Source organism: Streptomyces sp. NPDC025721 (genome assembly GCF_055558595.1).
Window position 1 is genome coordinate 86484 of record NZ_JBVHMF010000028.1, and the last position, 17161, is coordinate 103644.

The 17161-nt window shown below is 73.7% G+C and carries 13 protein-coding genes; 5 read left to right on the forward strand and 8 right to left on the reverse strand.

Going from position 1 to position 17161, the window contains the following annotated elements:
• Nucleotides 1-2: 2 nt before the first annotated feature.
• Both ACZ4EF_RS30305 and ACZ4EF_RS30310 read right to left on the reverse strand, forming a co-directional pair.
• Nucleotides 3-401 carry a RidA family protein gene (locus ACZ4EF_RS30305; protein WP_401312122.1) on the reverse strand — a complete coding sequence of 133 codons (399 nt, stop codon included), beginning with the start codon at nucleotides 399-401 and terminating at the stop codon, nucleotides 3-5.
• Nucleotides 398-1531 (reverse strand): acyl-CoA dehydrogenase family protein, encoded by a 1134-nt coding sequence (locus ACZ4EF_RS30310; RefSeq protein ID WP_391119932.1) that lies wholly within the window; start codon nucleotides 1529-1531, stop codon nucleotides 398-400. The genes ACZ4EF_RS30305 and ACZ4EF_RS30310 overlap by 4 nt, the downstream gene beginning before the upstream one ends.
• A 228-nt stretch (nucleotides 1532-1759) precedes the next feature.
• On the opposite strand from ACZ4EF_RS30310, the gene ACZ4EF_RS30315 reads away from it, so the two are divergent.
• Both ACZ4EF_RS30315 and ACZ4EF_RS30320 read left to right on the forward strand, forming a co-directional pair.
• A complete protein-coding gene (locus ACZ4EF_RS30315) occupies nucleotides 1760-3421 on the forward strand; it encodes an AMP-binding protein (protein WP_467507254.1) in 1662 nt (553 codons plus the stop codon).
• A 19-nt stretch (nucleotides 3422-3440) separates the two neighbouring features.
• Nucleotides 3441-4361 (forward strand): PaaX family transcriptional regulator, encoded by a 921-nt coding sequence (locus tag ACZ4EF_RS30320; RefSeq protein WP_467507256.1) that lies wholly within the window; start codon nucleotides 3441-3443, stop codon nucleotides 4359-4361.
• Between the two features lie 15 nt (nucleotides 4362-4376).
• Here ACZ4EF_RS30320 and ACZ4EF_RS30325 read toward each other — a convergent pair whose 3' ends face one another.
• Both ACZ4EF_RS30325 and ACZ4EF_RS30330 read right to left on the reverse strand, forming a co-directional pair.
• Nucleotides 4377-6860 carry an oxidoreductase gene (locus tag ACZ4EF_RS30325; protein ID WP_467507258.1) on the reverse strand — a complete coding sequence of 828 codons (2484 nt, stop codon included), beginning with the start codon at nucleotides 6858-6860 and terminating at the stop codon, nucleotides 4377-4379.
• Nucleotides 6861-6862: 2 nt separating this feature from the next.
• Complete coding sequence (locus ACZ4EF_RS30330) at nucleotides 6863-7690, reverse strand: enoyl-CoA hydratase family protein (protein WP_467507260.1); 828 nt, start codon at nucleotides 7688-7690, stop codon at nucleotides 6863-6865.
• A 256-nt stretch (nucleotides 7691-7946) separates the two neighbouring features.
• Between ACZ4EF_RS30330 and ACZ4EF_RS30335 the strand changes: the two genes are divergently transcribed.
• The gene (locus ACZ4EF_RS30335; RefSeq protein WP_355338580.1) at nucleotides 7947-8396 is read left to right on the forward strand and encodes an ATP-binding protein; all 450 of its coding nucleotides are present in this window, start codon (nucleotides 7947-7949) and stop codon (nucleotides 8394-8396) included.
• Between the two features lie 46 nt (nucleotides 8397-8442).
• Here ACZ4EF_RS30335 and argF read toward each other — a convergent pair whose 3' ends face one another.
• Together argF and ACZ4EF_RS30345 are read right to left on the reverse strand one after the other, a co-directional pair.
• On the reverse strand, nucleotides 8443-9441 hold the full coding sequence (gene argF / locus ACZ4EF_RS30340) for an ornithine carbamoyltransferase (protein WP_355338577.1): 999 nt from the start codon (nucleotides 9439-9441) through the stop codon (nucleotides 8443-8445).
• 175 nt (nucleotides 9442-9616) lie between these two features.
• A complete protein-coding gene (locus ACZ4EF_RS30345) occupies nucleotides 9617-10840 on the reverse strand; it encodes an arginine deiminase (protein ID WP_355338574.1) in 1224 nt (407 codons plus the stop codon).
• Between the two features lie 178 nt (nucleotides 10841-11018).
• Between ACZ4EF_RS30345 and ACZ4EF_RS30350 the strand changes: the two genes are divergently transcribed.
• Nucleotides 11019-12050 carry an SPFH domain-containing protein gene (locus ACZ4EF_RS30350; RefSeq protein WP_467507262.1) on the forward strand — a complete coding sequence of 344 codons (1032 nt, stop codon included), beginning with the start codon at nucleotides 11019-11021 and terminating at the stop codon, nucleotides 12048-12050.
• Nucleotides 12047-12943, forward strand: a complete 897-nt coding sequence (locus ACZ4EF_RS30355) for an NAD(+)/NADH kinase (protein ID WP_355338568.1) — start codon at nucleotides 12047-12049, stop codon at nucleotides 12941-12943. Before ACZ4EF_RS30350 ends, ACZ4EF_RS30355 begins: the two co-directional genes overlap by 4 nt.
• Before the next feature lie 92 nt (nucleotides 12944-13035).
• Here the strand turns inward: ACZ4EF_RS30355 and ACZ4EF_RS30360 are convergent, their stop codons facing one another.
• Both ACZ4EF_RS30360 and ACZ4EF_RS30365 read right to left on the reverse strand, forming a co-directional pair.
• Nucleotides 13036-15579 carry a polynucleotide kinase-phosphatase gene (locus tag ACZ4EF_RS30360; RefSeq protein WP_467507264.1) on the reverse strand — a complete coding sequence of 848 codons (2544 nt, stop codon included), beginning with the start codon at nucleotides 15577-15579 and terminating at the stop codon, nucleotides 13036-13038.
• Nucleotides 15576-17114: a 3' terminal RNA ribose 2'-O-methyltransferase Hen1 gene (locus ACZ4EF_RS30365; protein ID WP_467507266.1), complete on the reverse strand. Its 1539-nt coding sequence runs from the start codon at nucleotides 17112-17114 to the stop codon at nucleotides 15576-15578. The genes ACZ4EF_RS30360 and ACZ4EF_RS30365 overlap by 4 nt, the downstream gene beginning before the upstream one ends.
• Nucleotides 17115-17161: the final 47 nt, after the last annotated feature.

Genomic DNA, 17161 nt, shown 5'->3' on the forward strand with positions numbered 1-17161 from the left:
CGTTACGGCAGCACCGCGATGCCGTCCAGTTCCACCAGGGCCTGTTCGTCCCAGAGTCCGACCACCCCGATCACCGCCATCGCCGGATAGTCCCGGCCCGCCGATTCCCGCCAGATCCGGCCCAGTTCGGCGGCGCACGCGCGATACGCGGCGACGTCGGTGGTGTGCACGGTGAGCCGGGCGAGATCGGCCGGGGTGCCGCCCGCCGCGCGCAGGGCGGTCAGCAGATTGGCGAGGGCGCGCTCGAACTGGGCGGGCAGGCCGTCGCCGACGACCGCGCCGGAGGAGTCCAGCGCGGTCTGGCCCGCGAGCATCACCAGGCTGCGGCCGGTGGCGGTGACGGCGTGCGAGAAGCCGGTGGGCGGCGAGAGTTCGGCGGGGTTGATACGGCGCAGGCTCATCGGTACAACTCCCTGGCGATGATGGTCCGTTGGACCTCGGTGGCACCCTCGTAGATCCGCGGGGCGCGCACCTCGCGGTAGAGGTGTTCGAGCAGGTGGCCGCGGCGCAGGGCGCGGGCGCCGTGGATCTGGAGGGCGGCGTCGACCACGTACTGCGCGGTCTCGGTGGCGTAGAGCTTGGCCATCGCCGCGCGGGCGGTCAGGTCGGCGGCGCCGGTGTCGTACGCGGTGGCCGCCGCGTGGACCAGCAGCCGGGCGGCCTCGGTGCGGGTGGCCATCTCGGCGAGCGGGTGCGCGACGGCCTGGAGGTCCTTCAACGGGCCGCCGAACGCGGTGCGTTCACCCGCGTGCGCGACGGCCGCGTCGAGTGCGGCCTGGGCCATGCCGACCGCGAAGGCGCCGACGCTGGGCCGGAAGAGGTCGAGGGTGGCCATGGCGGTACGGAAGCCGTGGTCGGGCACGCCGAGGAGGTCGTCGGCGCCGACCGGGACGCCGTCGAAGACCAGCCGTCCGATGGGGTGCGGCGAGAGCATGTCGAGGTGTTCGCCGGTCAGGCCGGGGCGGTCGGCGGGGACGGCGAAGGCGGTGACACCGCGCGCGCCGCTGCCGCCGGGGCCCGGCCCGGGGGCCGTCCGGGCGAAGACGGTGAGGATGTCGGCCTCGGGCGCGTTGGAGATCCAGCACTTCTCGCCGGTCAGCCGCCAGCGGCCCGCGCCGTCCGGCTCGGCGGCCAGGGACAGCGCCGCCGCGTCGGAGCCCGCGCCCGGTTCGGTGAGCGCGAAGGCGGCGACGGCCCGGCCCGAGGTCACCTCGGGCAGCCAGCGCGCGGCGACGGCGGGCGCGGTGAGCAGCGGGTGGGCGCCCAGGCCCTGGAGGGCGAGGGCGGTCTCGGCCTCGGTGCACTCGCGCGCCAGCGATTCCCGCAGTACACAGAGATCGAGGGCGGAGACCGGGGCGCCGTCTCCCGGCAGGACGCGGGCCAGGAGTCCGAGCGCGCCGAGTTCGGCCAGCAGCGGCCGGTTGACGCGGCCCGGCTCACCGGCCTCGGCCAGCGGTTTCAGGCGTTCCGCCGCGAGCGCCCTGATCCGGTCCGCCCAGGCCGCCCGTGCCGGGTCGAGGGTGAACGCCACACGGGCGCCGCCGCCCCCACCGGTGCCACCGCCACCGGTGCCACCGCCTCCACCGGCGCGGCCCACGGCTCCTTCCCCGGCCGCCGGACCGTCGGAATCCGCACCGCGGGAAACCCCGTCCTCCATCGCCCCGCCTCCCAGCTTTATCGCGTCCTGTTGACTGCCGTCATCAACACGTTACGCTGAAATCGTCCGCTGGATGCTTACTCGTCGAGGGGCACTGTCGCCATGGACCTGCTGCCGTCAGCCCATGTGGACACCTTCGCGCGCGATCACCTTCCGCCGTCCGACCAGTGGCCGCGCCTCGACGGCCTGGACGGCGATGACGGCGACGACGGCGACGACCGCGACGCCCTCGGTGAAGGCCCCGGAGCCGACGGCGGTCTCCGCTACCCCGATCGGCTCAACTGCGCCGCCGAACTCCTCGCCACCGGACGCCCCGACGCCCCCTGCCTCCGGCTGCCCGACGGCTCGGAGTGGACGTACGCCGAGCTGCGCGCGACGACCGCCAGGGTCGCGCACGTCCTCACCGACGAGCTGGGCGTCGTCCCCGGCAACCGCGTGCTGCTGCGCGGCCCGACCACCACCTGGCTGGTCGCCTGCTGGCTCGCCGTGCTGGAGGCGGGCGCGGTGGCCGTCACCGTCCTGGCCGCGCAGCGCGCGCACGAACTGGCGGAGGTGGGCCGGATCGCCCGCGTCTCGCACGCGCTGTGCGACGCCGCGTATCTGGAGGAGCTGACGGCGGCGCGCGTACCGGGGCTGCGGATCACCCCGTACGGCGGTACCGGCGACGACGATCTGCTGCGGCTGGCCGAGGGGCGCGCCGAGACGTACGAGGCGGTGCCGACCTCGGCGGACGACGTGGCGCTGATCGCCTTCACCTCGGGCACGACCGGGCACCCCAAGGGCTGCATGCACTTCCACCGCGATGTGCTGGCCATAGCGGACACCTTCTCCGCGCGGGTGCTGCGCCCGGTGCCCGAGGACGTCTTCACCGGCAGCCCGCCGCTGGGCTTCACCTTCGGACTCGGCGGCCTGGTGGTCTTCCCGCTGCGCGCGGGCGCGTCCTCGCTGCTGCTGGAGCGGGCCGGACCGGAGGAGCTGCTGGCAGCGGTCGAGAAGCACCGGGTCAGCGTGCTGTTCACCGCGCCGACCGCGTACCGCGCCATGCTCGGCGACCTGCCGTCGTACGACGTCTCGTCGCTGCGCCGCTGCGTGTCCGCGGGGGAGAATCTGCCCGCCGCGACCTGGATGGGCTGGCACGAGCGGACCGGACTGCGGCTGATCAACGGGATCGGGGCGACGGAGCTGCTGCACATCTTCATCTCCGCCGCCGACGACGCGGCCCGGCCCGGCGCGACCGGGCTGCCGGTGCCCGGCTACACCGCGCGGATCGTGGACGAGCGCCTGCGGCCGGTGCCGGACGGCGAGCCGGGGCTGCTGGCCGTGCGCGGACCGACCGGCTGCCGGTATCTGGCCGACGAACGCCAGACGGAGTACGTGCGCGACGGCTGGAATCTGACCGGCGACACCTACGTCCGGGACGCCGACGGCTACTTCCGCTACGTGGCGCGCGCCGATGACATGATCATCTCGGCCGGGTACAACATCGCGGGGCCCGAGGTCGAGGAGGCGCTGCTGCGGCACCCGGACGTGCGGGAGGCGGCGGTGATCGGGGTGCCGGACGAGGAGCGCGGGCAGATCGTCCGGGCGTTCGTCGTCCTGCACGAGGGCGTGGACGGCGGGGACCGGGCGGCGGGCGCGCTGCGGGACTTCGCCAAGAGTGTGATCGTGCCGTACAAGGCGCCGCGCGAGATCCGTTTCGTGCCCGCGCTCCCCCGTACGCCCACCGGCAAGCTCCAGCGCTTCCGGCTGCGCGACCTGGACTGAGACGCCCTAGGGTGATCATGTGACCGAGCAGCACACACCGAGTTCCCTGATCCTCACCTTCTACGGCGCCTACGGGCGCGCGGAGTTGGCGGGCCGGGTGCCGGTGGCCGCGCTCATCCGGCTGATGGGGGCGGTGGGCGTGGACCCGCCGTCGGTCCGGTCCGCGGTCTCCCGGCTCAAGCGGCGCGGCCTCCTCGTGCCCGACCGGGTCGGCGGGGCCGCCGCGTACGCGCTGTCCGACGACGCGCGGCTGCTGCTCGCGGACGGCGACGGGCGGATCTACGGGGTCGGCGCCGCGCCCGATCCCGACCCGGAGGACTGGCTGCTCGCCGTCTTCTCGGTGCCGGAGTCCGAGCGGCACAAGCGGCATCTGCTGCGGTCCCGGCTGGCCGGTCTCGGCTTCGGTACGGCCGCGCCCGGTGTGTGGGTGGCGCCCGGCGCGCTGCACGAGGAGACCCGGCACGTGCTGCGGCGGCTCGAACTGGCCCCGTACGTCGACCTGTTCCGCGGCGCGCACCTCGGTTTCACCGCGACCGAGGAGGCGGTACGGCGCTGGTGGGATCTGGACGCGCTGGCCGCGCTGCACCACACCTTCCTGGCGGCGCACGAGCCGGTGCTGGGGAGGTGGTCGGCCGAGGCCGAGGCCGAGTCCGAGGTCGGGGTCGGGGCCGGGGCTGAGTCCGGGGCCGGGGCTGAGTCCGAGGTCGGGGCCGAGTCCGAGGTCGGGGCCGAGTCCGGGGCCGGGGAGCCCTCGCCCGAGCGGGCCTTCGGGGACTATCTGCGCGCGCTCGACACCTGGCGCCGCCTGCCGTACGCCGACCCCGGCCTGCCCCCGGCGCTGCTGCCCGCGGACTGGCCGGGCATCCGCTCGGCGGCGGTGTTCACGGCCCTGCATGTGCTGCTGCGCGACCAGGGGGCGCGGTTCGTGGCGGACCAGTAGCCCGGCCCCTTCCGCTCAGGAGTCCAGCGCCAGGCGGGGTTTCGGCGCGTCCGTACGGCCGGTGGGCGGCGGGCGGCGGCCCGCGAGGTACGGGGTGGGCCAGGGCGCGCCGGGGCCCTCGTAGGACTGGTCGGCGGCGGCGTGCAGTGTCCAGTGCGGGTCGTACAGGTGCGGGCGGGCCAGCGCGCAGAGGTCGGCGCGGCCCGCGAGCAGCAGGGAATTGACGTCGTCCCAGGAGGAGATGGCGCCGACCGCGATCACCGGCAGGCCCGTCTCGTTACGGATCCGGTCGGCGTACGGCGTCTGGTAGGAACGGCCGAAGGCGGGCCGCTCGTCGGCGACGACCTGGCCGGTGGAGACGTCCACGGCGTCGGCGCCGTGCTCGGCCAGCGCGCGGGCGACGGCGACGGCGTCGTCTCCCGTGGCACCGCCGGGTGCCCAGTCGGTGGCGGAGATCCGTACCGTCAGCGGCCGGTCGGACGGCCACGACTCCCGTACCGCGTCCAGGACTTCGAGCGGGAAGCGGAGCCGCCCCGCGAGGTCGCCGCCGTAGCGGTCGGTGCGGTGATTGGTCAGCGGGGACAGGAAGGAGGAGAGCAAGTAGCCGTGGGCGCAGTGCAGTTCGAGCAGGTCGAAACCGGCGCGGGCGCCGCGCTCGGCCGCCGCCGCGAACTGGTCGCGGATCTGCGCGAGTTCGTCCGCGCGCAGGGCGTGCGGCACCTGGTTGACGCCTTCGCGGTACGGCAGCGGCGAGGGGGCGACCAGCGGCCAGTTGCCGTCGGGGAGCGGCTGGTCGATGCCGTCCCACATGAGGCGGGTGGAGCCTTTGCGGCCGCTGTGGCCGAGTTGGAGGCCGATGGCGGTGCCGGTTCCGCCGGCGCCGGTCCCACCAGCGCCGGTTCCGTCCGGGCCGCTCGCACCCGCGCCGGTCCCGCCCGCGCCGCCCTGCTGGTGGACGAAGTCGGTGATCCGCCGCCAGGCGGCTTCCTGTTGGCCGTTCCACAGGCCGGTGCAGCCGGGGGTGATCCGGCCGCGCGGGCTGACGCAGACCATCTCGGTCATCACCAGACCGGCCCCGCCGAGGGCCCGCGCGCCCAGGTGGACGAGGTGGAAGTCGCCGGGCACGCCGTCCCGCGCCACGTACATGTCCATCGGTGACACGACGACGCGGTTGCGCAGCGTCAGGCCGCGCAGCCGGAAGGGGGTGAACATCGGCGGTGTGCCGGGCGGCGCCCCGAAGCCGCGCTCGACGCGGTCGGTGAACTCCCGGTCGCGCAGCCGCAGATTGCCGTGCGTGACGCGGCGGCTGCGGGTCAGCAGATTGAACGCGAACTGTGTCGGCGGCTGGTCCACGTAGCTGCCGAGCCGTTCGAACCACTCCAGGCTGGCCAGCGCCGCCCGCTGCGTGCTCTCCACCACCGGCCGCCGCTCGCTCTCGTAGGCGGCCAACGCCGTTTCGGTGTCGGGCTGTTCGCGCAGGGAAGCGGCGAGCGCCAGCGCGTCCTCCATGGCGAGCTTGGTGCCGGAGCCGATGGAGAAGTGCGCGGTGTGGGCGGCGTCGCCGAGCAGGACCGTACGGCCGTGCCGCCAGCGCTCGTTGACCACGGTGGTGAAGGGCTGCCAGCGGGAGCGGTTGGCGTGCAGGGCGCGGCCGTCCAGGAGGCGGGCGAAGAGCTTTTCGCAGGCGGCGATGGTGGCGGCGGTGGCGGCTTCCATATCGGACCCGTTCGCTGCGCCCGCCGCGCCGACGACGCCGACAGCACCCTCAGCGGCTTCGGCGGCTTCGGCGCCTTCGGCGGCTTCGGCGGCCTCGCGGTCGAAGCCCGCGCGCCGCCAGACGTCCTCGGTCATCTCGACGACGAAGGTGCTGGCGCCCGGCCGGTACGGGTAGGCGTGGGCCTGCATCACACCGTGCGGGGTCTCCAGGATCTCGAAGCGGAAGGCGTCGAGCGGGAGGTCGGCGGAGAGCCAGATGTAACGGCAGCCGTGGGTGGTCAGGCGGGGGCGGAAGACGTGGGCGTGCGCGGCGCGGGTGGCGCTGTGGGCGCCGTCTGCGGCCACCACGAGGTCGTGGTCGAGGGCGAGCCGGTCGGCGGAGGGGGCCGGGGTGCGGACGCGGACGTCCACGCCGAGGTCGCGGCAGCGCTCGTACAGCAGCGCGAGCAGCCGGCGCCGGTCGAGGGCCGCGAAACCGTGGCCGCCGGAGCGGGTGAGGCGGTCGCGGTGCCGGATGTCGATCGCTTCCCAGCGGACGAACTCCTCGCGCATGGCGGCGTAGACGGCCGGGTCGGCGTTCTCGATGCCGCCCACGGTCTCGTCGGAGAAGACGACGCCGAAGCCGAAGGTGTCCTCGGGCGCGCCGCGTTCCCACACCGTGACCGTGCGGTCCGGGTCGAGGCGCTTGAGGAGCGCGGCGGCGTAGAGGCCGCCGGGGCCGCCGCCGATGACGGCGACGCGCTCGGGACGGCGGGCGCCCGCGGTCCGGTGAACGCCCGGCATCGCTAGTGGCCTTCCCACGTCGGCTCGCGCTTCGCGGTGAAGGCGGCGTGGAATTCGGCGTAGTCGCCGCTGGTCATGAGCAACGCCTGGGCCGCGGCGTCCATTTCGACGGCGGCGCCCAGCGGCATGTCCAACTCGGCGGTGAGCAGCGCCTTGGTCTGCTGGTGGGCCAGCGCCGGGCCCGCCGCCAGCCTGCGGGCGAGCGCGGCGGCGGCCTCGTCGGCGCCGCCCTCCGGTGCCGGCTGGCTGACGAGGCCGATCCGCTCCGCCTCCGCCGCGTCGACGCTGTCGCCGAGCATCAGCAGCCGGGTGGCGTGGCCGAGCCCGACGAGCCGGGGCAGCAGATACGCGGCGCCCATGTCGGCGCCCGACAGGCCGACGCGGGTGAACAGGAAGGCGAAGCGCGCGGAGGGCTCCACGATCCGGAAGTCGGCGGCGAGGGCGAGCACCGCGCCCGCGCCCGCGGCGCCGCCGTGCACGGCGGCGATCACCGGGAAGGGCGCCTCGCGGATCGCCCGGACGACCTGTCCGGTCATCCGGTTGAACTCCAGCAGCTCGCCGGTGCCCATGGCCAGGGTGGCGCCGATGATCTCGTCCACGTCGCCGCCCGAGCAGAAACCGCGGCCCGCGCCGCCGAGGACCAGGGCGCGGGTCCCGCCCTCCCTGGCCAGCTCGGCCAGCAGGTCGCGCAGGTCGGCGTAGGCACCGAAGGTCAGTGCGTTGAGCCGCTCGGGCCGGTCGAAGGTGACGGTGACGACGCCCTCGGCCCGGTCGACGCGCAGATGGCGCCAGTGGCCGGTGGGGCTCGCGGAGCTGGGATACGGACTCATGCGCGGCCTCCTCGCCCCGACGTTATCACCTGTTTGTGACTGTCGTCAGGAGAGCGAGACAAGGAGGGGGCGGGGCGCGAACACGGGCGGAACGAGAGCGGCGCGCGCGCCGGGTACGGGCAGGAGGTCCGTCCGCTCGCGGGCCTTTGGTCCCTACGACCTCCTTCCGGACGCCTCTGCTGACCGTATTGTCCGATTCCTAAGGTGGAGGACATCGGGGTGAGCGAGCCCCCGCCCCGTCCGGATCGGAGTAGCGATGACCAGCCCCACCCGCACCGCAGGCGAGTTCCCCGACCGGCCGACGGTCTGGCGGATCGACCTGCCGCACTCCCCCGCCGCCGTCCCGCTGGCGCGCGCCATGGTCCGTACCGTCCTGGTCGAACTCGGTCAGGACACCGGCCCCGACACCGACACCGCGGAGCTCCTCACCGCCGAGGTCGTCGCCAACGCCGTGGAGCACACCCCGCCGGGCGCGATCGAGCTGTTCGTGGAGCTGCTTCCGCACGGCTTCCAGGTCGAGGTCCACGACCAGGGCCTGGACTTCCCCGTCGGCCTCAATCTCCTGATCCCCGCCCAGCCCGACCCCCCGTGCCACGACGAGCTGGCCGAGCACGGCCGCGGCCTGATCCTGATCCGCGCGCTGAGCGCCGACTCCGGCTGCCGGCTGACCGGCACCGGGAAGGCCGTCTGGTTCACCCTGCACTGACCGCCGGGGCGGCCGGGCCTGGCCTCAGGACCGGGGGGTACCGGGCTCAGGCCAGCGTCGCCACCAGAACCGCCTTGATGGTGTGCATACGGTTCTCCGCCTGGTCGAAGACGACCGACCGGTCCGATTCGAAGACCTCGTCGGTGACCTCCAGCGAGGTCAGCCCGGTGCGCTGGTGGATCTCGCGGCCGATCGCGGTGCCCAGGTCGTGGTACGCGGGCAGGCAGTGCATGAAGCGCACGTCCGGGTTGCCGGTGGCGGCGAGGACGTCGGCGGTGACGGCGTACGGCGCGAGCAGCGCGATCCGCTCGTCCCAGACCTCCTTCGGCTCGCCCATCGACACCCACACGTCGGTGTGGACGAAGTCGGCGCCGCGCACGGCCTCGGTGACGTCCTCGGTGAGGGTGAGGCGGGCGCCGGAGACCTCGGCGAGGCGGCGGGCCTCGGCGACCACGGACTCCCGCGGCCACAGGGTGGCGGGCGCGGCGACACGTACGTCCATGCCCAGCAGCGCGCCCGTGATCAGCAGCGAATTGCCCATGTTGGAGCGGGCGTCGCCGAGGTAGGCGTATGCGATGCCGGTGAGCGGCTTCGCGCTGTGCTCGGTCATGGTGAGGACGTCGGCGAGCATCTGGGTGGGGTGCCAGTCGTCGGTGAGGCCGTTCCACACGGGGACGCCCGCGTGGGCGGCCAGCTCCTCGACGACGTCCTGGCCGCTGCCCCGGTACTCGATGCCGTCGAACATCCGGCCCAGCACGCGGGCGGTGTCCTTGACCGACTCCTTGTGTCCGATCTGCGAGCCGGACGGGTCGAGGTAGGTGGTGGACGCGCCCTGGTCGGCGGCGGCGACCTCGAAGGAGCACCGGGTACGGGTGGAGGTCTTCTCGAAGACCAGCGCGATGTTACGGCCGCGCAGCCGCTGCTCCTCCGTGCCCGCCTTCTTCGCCGCCTTCAGCTCCGCGGCCAGCTCCACCAGGTGGCGGAACTCCTCGGGCGTGAAGTCCAGCTCCTTGAGGAAGTGGCGGCCCTTGAGGTCGACGGCCATGCGGGGACTCCTAGGTCGGGGTGCGGGACGAACAAGACTGGAAGTCTATACGTAGATCGGCATTCTTATACAGACCCCTCCCGCGCCGCACACGCACCCCGCCGCGATCAGGCGTTCAGACCCCGCCCCGCCCCCGACCAGGCGTTCGGGCCGCCCCTCAGCTCCGGTCGGGCGTTCAGACCGCGTCCCGCTCGATCGGGCAGCTCATGCAGCGCGGGCCGCCCCTGCCCCGGCCCAGCTCGCTGCCCGGGATCTCGATCACCTCGACGCCGCGCTTGCGCAGAAACGTGTTGGTGGTCGCGTTGCGCTCGTAGGCGACGACCACGCCCGGCTCCACGGCCAGGACGTTGCAGCCGTCGTCCCACTGCTCGCGCTCGGCGGCGTGCACGTCCTGCGTCGCGGTGAGCACGTCGATGGAGTCCAGGCCGAGGGCCGCCGCGATGGCCCGGTGCATGTGCTCGGGCGAGTGGTCGGTGACCTTGAGGTCGCCCGCGCCCGAGCCCGGCTCGATGGTGTACGAGGGCAGCATCCCCAGCCCCGCGTACTGCGTGAACGTGTCGCCGTCGACCATCGTCATCACCGTGTCGAGGTGCATGAAGGCCCGCCGCTTGGGCATGTCCAGGGCCACGATGGTCTGTGCGGAGCCGGCCTCGAACAGCCCCTGCGCCAGCATCTCCACGGCCTGCGGGGTGGTGCGCTCGCTCATCCCGATCAGCACGGCGCCGCTGCCGATGACCAGGACGTCGCCGCCCTCGATGGTGGACGGGTAGTCGGCCTGCCCCTCGGACCAGACGTGGAAGCCGCCGCCGGAGAACAGCGGATGGTGCCGGTAGATCGCCTCGAAGTGCACCGTCTCGCGCTGCCGGGCGGGCCACCGCATGGCGTTGATGCTGACGCCGTCGTAGACCCAGGCCGAGGTGTCGCGGGTGAAGATGTGGTTGGGCAGCGGGGCGAGCAGGAAGTCGTCCAGGTCCATGGCGTGGAAGCGGACGGAGACGGGTTCGGCGAAGCGCTCCAGGAATTCGCGCTTGGTCATGCCGCCGATCAGCGCCTCGGTCAGCTCCACGACGCCCAACCGGTCGAACGCCTCCCGCAGATGGGGCGTGGCCAGCGGTCCGTACTCCTTGGCGTCGAAGACCCGGTCGAGGACCAGCTTCTTGGCCTCGGGCACCAGCATCGACTCGCGCAGCAGGTCGCCGAAGAGGTGGACCTCGACGCCCCGGTCGCGCAGCACGTCCGCGAAGCCGTCGTGCTCGGCGCGGGCCCTGCGCACCCACAGGACGTCGTCGAAGAGCAGCGCGTCCTTGTTGCTGGGGGTCAGGCGCTTCAGTTCGAGGTCGGGGCGGTGCAGTATGACGCGGCGCAGCCGCCCGGTCTCGGAGTCGACGTGGAATCCCATGCCTCCATCCTGACCACCGCGCCCGCGATTCACGCGCCCCGGCGGCAGGACGCGCCGCGCGCGCCCCGTCAGCCCGCGCCCGCGCACCCCGGCGGGTACGCCGAACTCCCCATCTCGTCCTCTTGACGATAAGAGGATCGCTCGATATCGTCACACTGACGAGAAGGAGGGGCCCACCATGGCCGACATCACCAGGCGCTTCGGCTGGCGCCATCTGCGTTCGGCGCCCACCGCGCACATCTGCCACCACTCGCGCGGCGCGCTCGTGCACGACGGGCCCGGCCTCAGCTTCTGGTACCGGTCACTGACCGCGGCCCTCTCCGAAGTGCCGGTCGACGACCGCGAGTTGGCAATGTCCTTCCATGCCAGGACCTCCGACTTCCAGGACGTCAGCGTGCAGTCGACCGTGACGTACCGGATCAGCGCCCCGGCCACCGCAGCCGAGCGCCTGGACTTCTCCATCGACCCCGACACCGGGATCTGGCGCGGCGCCCCGCTGGAACAGCTCGCCACCCTGCTCACCGAGACCGCCCAGCAGCACGCGCTCGACGTCCTGGCCCGTACCGCGCTGGCGTCCGCGCTGGTCGACGGCGTGGCGGCGGTACGGCAGCGGATCGCCGACGGGCTCGCCGCCGAGCCGCGACTGGCCACCACCGGCATCGAGGTCGTCGCCGTACGCGTGGTGGCGATCCGGCCGGAGCCCGAGGTGGAGCGCGCGCTGCGGACGCCCGCCCGCGAGCAGATCCAGCAGGAGGCGGACCGGGCCACGTACGAGCGGCGGGCCGTCGCCGTCGAGCGCGAACGGGCCATCGCGGAGAACGAGTTGGCCAGCCGGATCGAACTGGCCCGGCGCGAGGAGCAGTTGGTCGAGCAGCACGGTACGAACGCGCGCCGCGAGGCGGAGGAGAACGCGGCGGCCGACGCCGTGCGCGCCGAGGCCGAGGCCGCCCGGCTCGTCCGCCTCGCCCGCGCGAAGGCCGAGGCGGCGCGCGAGGCGGGTACGGCGCGCGCCGAGGCACAGGCCGGGTGGCTGCGGGTGCACGGCGACGTGGATCCGGCGACGCTGCACGCGCTGGCGCTCAACCGGGTCGCGGAGAATCTGCCGCGGATCGACAGCCTCACGCTCACCCCCGACATGCTCACCGGCCTGGTGGAACGGCTCGGGCGCCCCGGCGGCGCGGTCCCGGCCTCCGGTGGTGAGCGGCGGTGAGCCTCGCCCCGCGCGCGGTGCTGGTGCACCGGGTCAGCGAGTACGAGGAGTTGCTGGCCCGGCACGGCACCCACGGCCAGGCGGCGTTCTTCCTCTCCTCGCGCGGCCGGAGCATCCAGGAGGTGCGCGAACGCCATCAGCGCGGGCGGGCCGCGCTCGCCGAGGTGGCCGCGGCGGTGCCGTTGCGGTGGCGGCAGGCGCGGGTGGAGCGGGCCGATCTGGACCGCTTCCTCTTCGCGCCGGAGGACGTGGTCGTGGTGATCGGCCAGGACGGGCTGGTGGCCAACGCCGCCAAGTACCTGTCGGGGCAGCCGGTGGTGGGGATCGACACCGACCCCGGCCGTAATCCGGGCGTGCTCGTCCGGCACCGGGCGGGCGACGCGGGCAAGCTGCTCGACTCCGCCGCGCGCGGCGGCCGGGCCGACGAACTGACCATGGTGGAGGCCGTCGCCGACGACACACAGCGGCTGCTGGCGCTCAACGAGATCTACCTCGGACCGCCGGGACACCAGACCGCCCGCTACCGGCTCGGTCCCGACGACGACGCCGCGCCCGCGGAGGCCCAGGCGTCATCGGGCGTTCTGGTGGGTACAGGCACGGGTGCCACGGGTTGGCTGCGGTCGCTGTGGCAGGAACGCGGCAGCGGCCTTCCGCTGCCGGGTCCCGCGGAGCCGCGGCTGCTGTGGTTCGTCCGCGAGGCCTGGCCCTCCCCCGCGACCGGCACTTCGCAGGTCGCGGGCGTGCTGGCCGCGGCCGACCGGCTCCGGCTGACCGTCGAGTCCGACCGTCTGGTCGCCTTCGGCGACGGCATGGAGTCCGACGCGCTGGAGCTGACCTGGGGTCAGACCGTACGCCTCGGCCGGTCGGCGACGGCGCTGCGGCTGCTGGGGTAGGACCGGTTCGGCACACGGGGATCGAGCCCGGTCGGACCGCCCACCGGAGGGGTGTGGGCGGCCCGACCGTTCGACGGGCACAGCTCACGGCGTCACAGCCGGGGGTCGACCGGCTCCGACTCCAACGCCAGTACGGCGAAGACCGCCTCATGGACGCGCCAGAGCGGTTCGCCGGCCGCCAGCCGGTCCAGCGCCTCCAGGCCGAGCGCGTACTCGCGCAGGGCGAGCGAGCGTTTGTGGCCGAGGAAACGGGACCGCAGCCGCTCCAGGTGCTCCGGACGGGTGTACTCGGGACCGTAGATGATCCGCAGATACTCCCGGCCGCGGCACTTGATGCCCGGCTGCACCAGCCGCCCCTTCTCGGTGCGGACCAGCGCGGCGAGCGGCTTGACGACCATGCCTTCGCCGCCCGCGCCGGTCAGTTCGAGCCACCAGCGCACTCCGGCCGCGACCGACTCCTCGTCCGTGGTGTCGACCAGCAACCGCCCGGTGGTCCTGAGCAGCCCGGTGGGGTCGGCCTCGACCAGCCGGTCGATGAGCGCCAACTGCTCGTCGTGCGGGAGCGCGGCGAGGCTGCGGCCCTGGACGGCGAGGAGCTGGAACGGCGCCAGCCGTACGCCGTCGAGCCCGTCGGTGGTCCAGCAGTACCGGCGGTAGGCGTCGGTGAACGCCGCCGCGTCCGACGCCCGTTCGCGCTGTCTGCCCAGCAGGTCCGCGACATCGGTGCCGCGAGCCGCCGCGGCTTCGAGCGCGCTCAGGGCGGCGGGGAAGACCGCGCCGCCCGCGGCGCCGACGGCCGCGTACTGCTTGCGCAGCAGGCCGGACGCCTTCAGCGACCAGGGCAGCAGCTCGGCGTCGAGCAGCAGCCAGTCCGTGGACAGCTCGTCCCACAGTCCGGCCGCCGTGACGGCCGCGCGCAGCCGGGCCAGCACCTCCTCGGTGACGGCCCCGTCGTCGAAGAACGGCCGCCCGGTACGGGTGTGCACCGCGCCGGTCGTGCCCTCGGGCGCGTCGAAGCGCTTCCGCGCGGCGGTCTCGTCACGGCAGACCAGGACGACCGCGCGGGAGCCCATGTGCTTCTCCTCGCAGACGACCTGGGCGACACCGCTCTCGCGGTAGTCGGCGAAGGCGTCCGCCGGGTGCTCCAGCCAGCCCTCCTGCCGTGAGGTCGCGCAGGGCGACATCGTCGGCGGCAGGTAGGCGAGCAGGCGCGGGTCGACGGCGAAGCGGCTCATCACCTCGAGGGCCGCCGCCGCGTTCTCCTCGCGGACGGCGAGCCGTCCCATCTGCCCGGTCTCCACGATCCGCCGCCCGGTGACGTCGGCGAGGTCGAGCGGGCGCCCGTCATGGCCACCGGGCGCCTCGACCACGAGCGGCTTGGCCGGCTCGTACCAGACCCGCTCGGCCGGTACGTCCACGATCTCGCGCTCGGGCCAGCGCAGGGCGGTCATCTTGCCGCCGAAGACCGCCCCGGTGTCGAGGCAGATGGTGTTGTTGATCCAGGACGTGTTCGGAACCGGGGTGTGGCCGTAGACCACGGCGGCGCGCCCGCGGTAGTCCTCGGCCCACGGGTAGCGCACGGGCAGGCCGAACTCGTCGGTCTCGCCGGTCGTGTCGCCGTACAGCGCGTGCGAGCGGACCCGGCCCGAGGTGCGGCCGTGGTACTTCTCGGGCAGACCCGCGTGGCAGACCACCAGCTTGCCGCCGTCCAGCACGTAGTGGCTGATCAGACCGTCGATGAAGGCCGCGACCCGCTTGCGGAACTCCGGGTCGCGGGCGTCTTCGCGCTCCAACTGCTCGATGGTCTCGGCCAGTCCGTGGGTCTGCTGCACCTGGCGGCCCTTGAGGTAACGGCCGAGCTTGTTCTCGTGGTTGCCGGGCACGCACAGCGCGGTGCCCGCCTCGACCATGCCCATGACGCGGCGCAGCACACCGGGGCTGTCCGGGCCGCGGTCGACGAGGTCGCCGACGAAGACGGCGGTGCGCCCCTCGGGGTGCGTGCCGTCGGCGTAGCCCAACTCGGCCAGCAGCGTCTCCAGTTCGGAACTGCACCCGTGGATGTCGCCGATGATGTCGAACGGCCCGGTGAGGTGCGCCAGGTCGTTGTAACGGCGCTCGGTGACGATCTCGGCGGAGTCGATCTCCTCGGTGCCGCGCAGGACGTGCACCTTGCGGAAGCCCTCGCGCTCCAGGCCCCGCAGCGAGCGGCGCAGTTCGCGCTGGTGCCGCTGCACGACGTGGCGCGGCAGCGAGGCCCGGTCGGGGCGCTCGGCGTTGCGCGCGACGCAGACCTGCTCGGGTACGTCGAGGACGACGGCGATCGGCAGCACGTCGTACTCGCGGGCCAGCTTGATCAACTCCCTGCGGCTCTCGGCCTGCACGTTCGTGGCGTCCACGACGGTGCGGCGGCCCGCCGCGAGCCGCTTGCCCGCGATGTAGTGCAGGACGTCGAAGGCGTCGGCGCTGACGCTCTGGTCGTTCTCGTCGTCGCTGACCAGGCCGCGGCAGAAGTCGGAGGAGATGACCTCGGTGGGCTTGAAGTGCCGTGCGGCGAAGGTGGACTTGCCGGAGCCGGTGGCGCCGATCAGGACGACGAGGGACAGGTCGGTGACGGGCAGCGTGCGCGGTGCGGTCATGCCGCCGCCTCCTTGCCGGTGGTCGTGGTCGTGGTCGTGCCCGTGTTCGTGGTTGTGTGACGGGGGTCGGTCGTGGGCGCGGCGATCGTGAAGACCGCCATCTGGGTGGGCGGGCCGACCTCGGGGTCGTCGGGGCCGACGGGGGTGAAGGCGACGTCGTAGCCGTGCCGGGCGGCGACCGTCGTCGCCCAGCCGCGGAACTCCTCGCGGCTCCACTCGAAACGGTGGTCGGCGTGCCGGACATGGCCCGCGGGCAGCGACTCCCACCGCACGTTGTACTCGACGTTCGGCGTCGTCACGACCACGGTCCGCGGCCGGGCGGAGCCGAACACCGCGTACTCCAGGGCGGGCAGCCGCGGCAGGTCGAGGTGTTCGACGACCTCGCTGAGCACGGCCGCGTCGTAACCCTTGAGCCGCGCGTCGGTGTACGCCAACGAGCCCTGGAACAGCGTGACCCGCGCCGCCTGCCGTTCGCTCAACCGGTCCAGGCGGAGCCGCCGCGCCGCGCTGCCGAGCGCCCGCACCGATACGTCGACGCCGACGATCTCCGTGTACCGCACGTCCTTCAGCAGCGCGCCCACCAACTGGCCCTGCCCGCAGCCCAGGTCGAGCACGCGCGTGGCCCCTGCGTCGCGCAGCGCCCCGAGGATCGCCTCGCGCCGCTGGACGGCCAGCGGCGTCGGCCGCTCCTGCGCCTCCTCGCCGTCCGGGCCCACGGTGTCCTCGACCGCGTTGTCGATGGCCTCGACCTCGATGTCGTCGGCGTCCGCCAGCCGGGCCAGCTCAAGCCGCTCCATCGCCTGCCGGGTCAGCGCCCAGCGCCGCGCCAGATAGCGGCTGGTGATCAGCTTCTGCTCCGGGTGCTCCTCCAGCCACCCGTCGCCGAACCGCAGCAGCTTGTCCACCTCGTCCGCCGACACCCAGTAGTGCTTGGCGTCGTCGAGCACCGGCAGCAGTACATAGATCTGCCGCAGCGCGTCCGCCAGCCGCAGCTCCCCTTCGAGCACCAGCCGTACGTACCGCGAGTCGCCCCACTCGGGGAACCGCGTGTCCAGCGCCACCGGCTCGGCCTCCACCCGCCAGCCCAGCGGCTCGAACAGCCCGGCCACCAGCGCGGGGCCGCCGCGGGCGGGCAGCACCGGCACCTCGATCCGCAGCGGCAGCGGCGCCGCCGCCCGCTCCGGCATCGTGCGGCACTCGCCGCGCAGCGCGCTGGAGAAGACGGTACGCAGCGCCACCGCGAGCAGCGACGAGGCCGCGTAGGGCCGGTCGTTCACATACTGCGCGAGCGCGGAGTCGGGCGCGCCGCCCCGGCCTTTGCCCTTGCCCTTCCCCCGGCGCGCCAGCGCGGGCGGATCGATCTCCAACAGCAGCGCGGCGGTGGTCCGCTCGACCGACGCCTCGGGATAGAAGACGTGCGCGTTGCCGTAGGAGGTGGAGAAGGTCTGCGCCTTCTCCGGGTGCTTGTGCAGCAGAAACCCCAGGTCAGTAGCCGGGGCAGCCGCGGTGCCGGTGGTGGAGATCGTCAGGAACACCTCCCCGAGTATTCTCTTCCGGCCGCCCCCCGACCAGGGGATTTTCC

What these genes read in the sequence shown, in the direction of transcription:
- ACZ4EF_RS30330 (WP_467507260.1), bottom strand. Translation starts at nt 7,690, where the DNA reads ATGAGTCCGTATCCCAGCTCCGCGAGCCCCACCGGCCACTGGCGCCAT.
- ACZ4EF_RS30360 (WP_467507264.1), bottom strand. Translation starts at nt 15,579, where the DNA reads ATGACCGCACCGCGCACGCTGCCCGTCACCGACCTGTCCCTCGTCGTC.
- ACZ4EF_RS30335 (WP_355338580.1), top strand. Translation starts at nt 7,947, where the DNA reads ATGACCAGCCCCACCCGCACCGCAGGCGAGTTCCCCGACCGGCCGACG.
- ACZ4EF_RS30305 (WP_401312122.1), bottom strand. Translation starts at nt 401, where the DNA reads ATGAGCCTGCGCCGTATCAACCCCGCCGAACTCTCGCCGCCCACCGGC.
- ACZ4EF_RS30345 (WP_355338574.1), bottom strand. Translation starts at nt 10,840, where the DNA reads ATGGGATTCCACGTCGACTCCGAGACCGGGCGGCTGCGCCGCGTCATA.
- ACZ4EF_RS30325 (WP_467507258.1), bottom strand. Translation starts at nt 6,860, where the DNA reads ATGCCGGGCGTTCACCGGACCGCGGGCGCCCGCCGTCCCGAGCGCGTC.
- ACZ4EF_RS30315 (WP_467507254.1), top strand. Translation starts at nt 1,760, where the DNA reads ATGGACCTGCTGCCGTCAGCCCATGTGGACACCTTCGCGCGCGATCAC.
- ACZ4EF_RS30350 (WP_467507262.1), top strand. Translation starts at nt 11,019, where the DNA reads ATGGCCGACATCACCAGGCGCTTCGGCTGGCGCCATCTGCGTTCGGCG.
- argF (WP_355338577.1), bottom strand. Translation starts at nt 9,441, where the DNA reads ATGGCCGTCGACCTCAAGGGCCGCCACTTCCTCAAGGAGCTGGACTTC.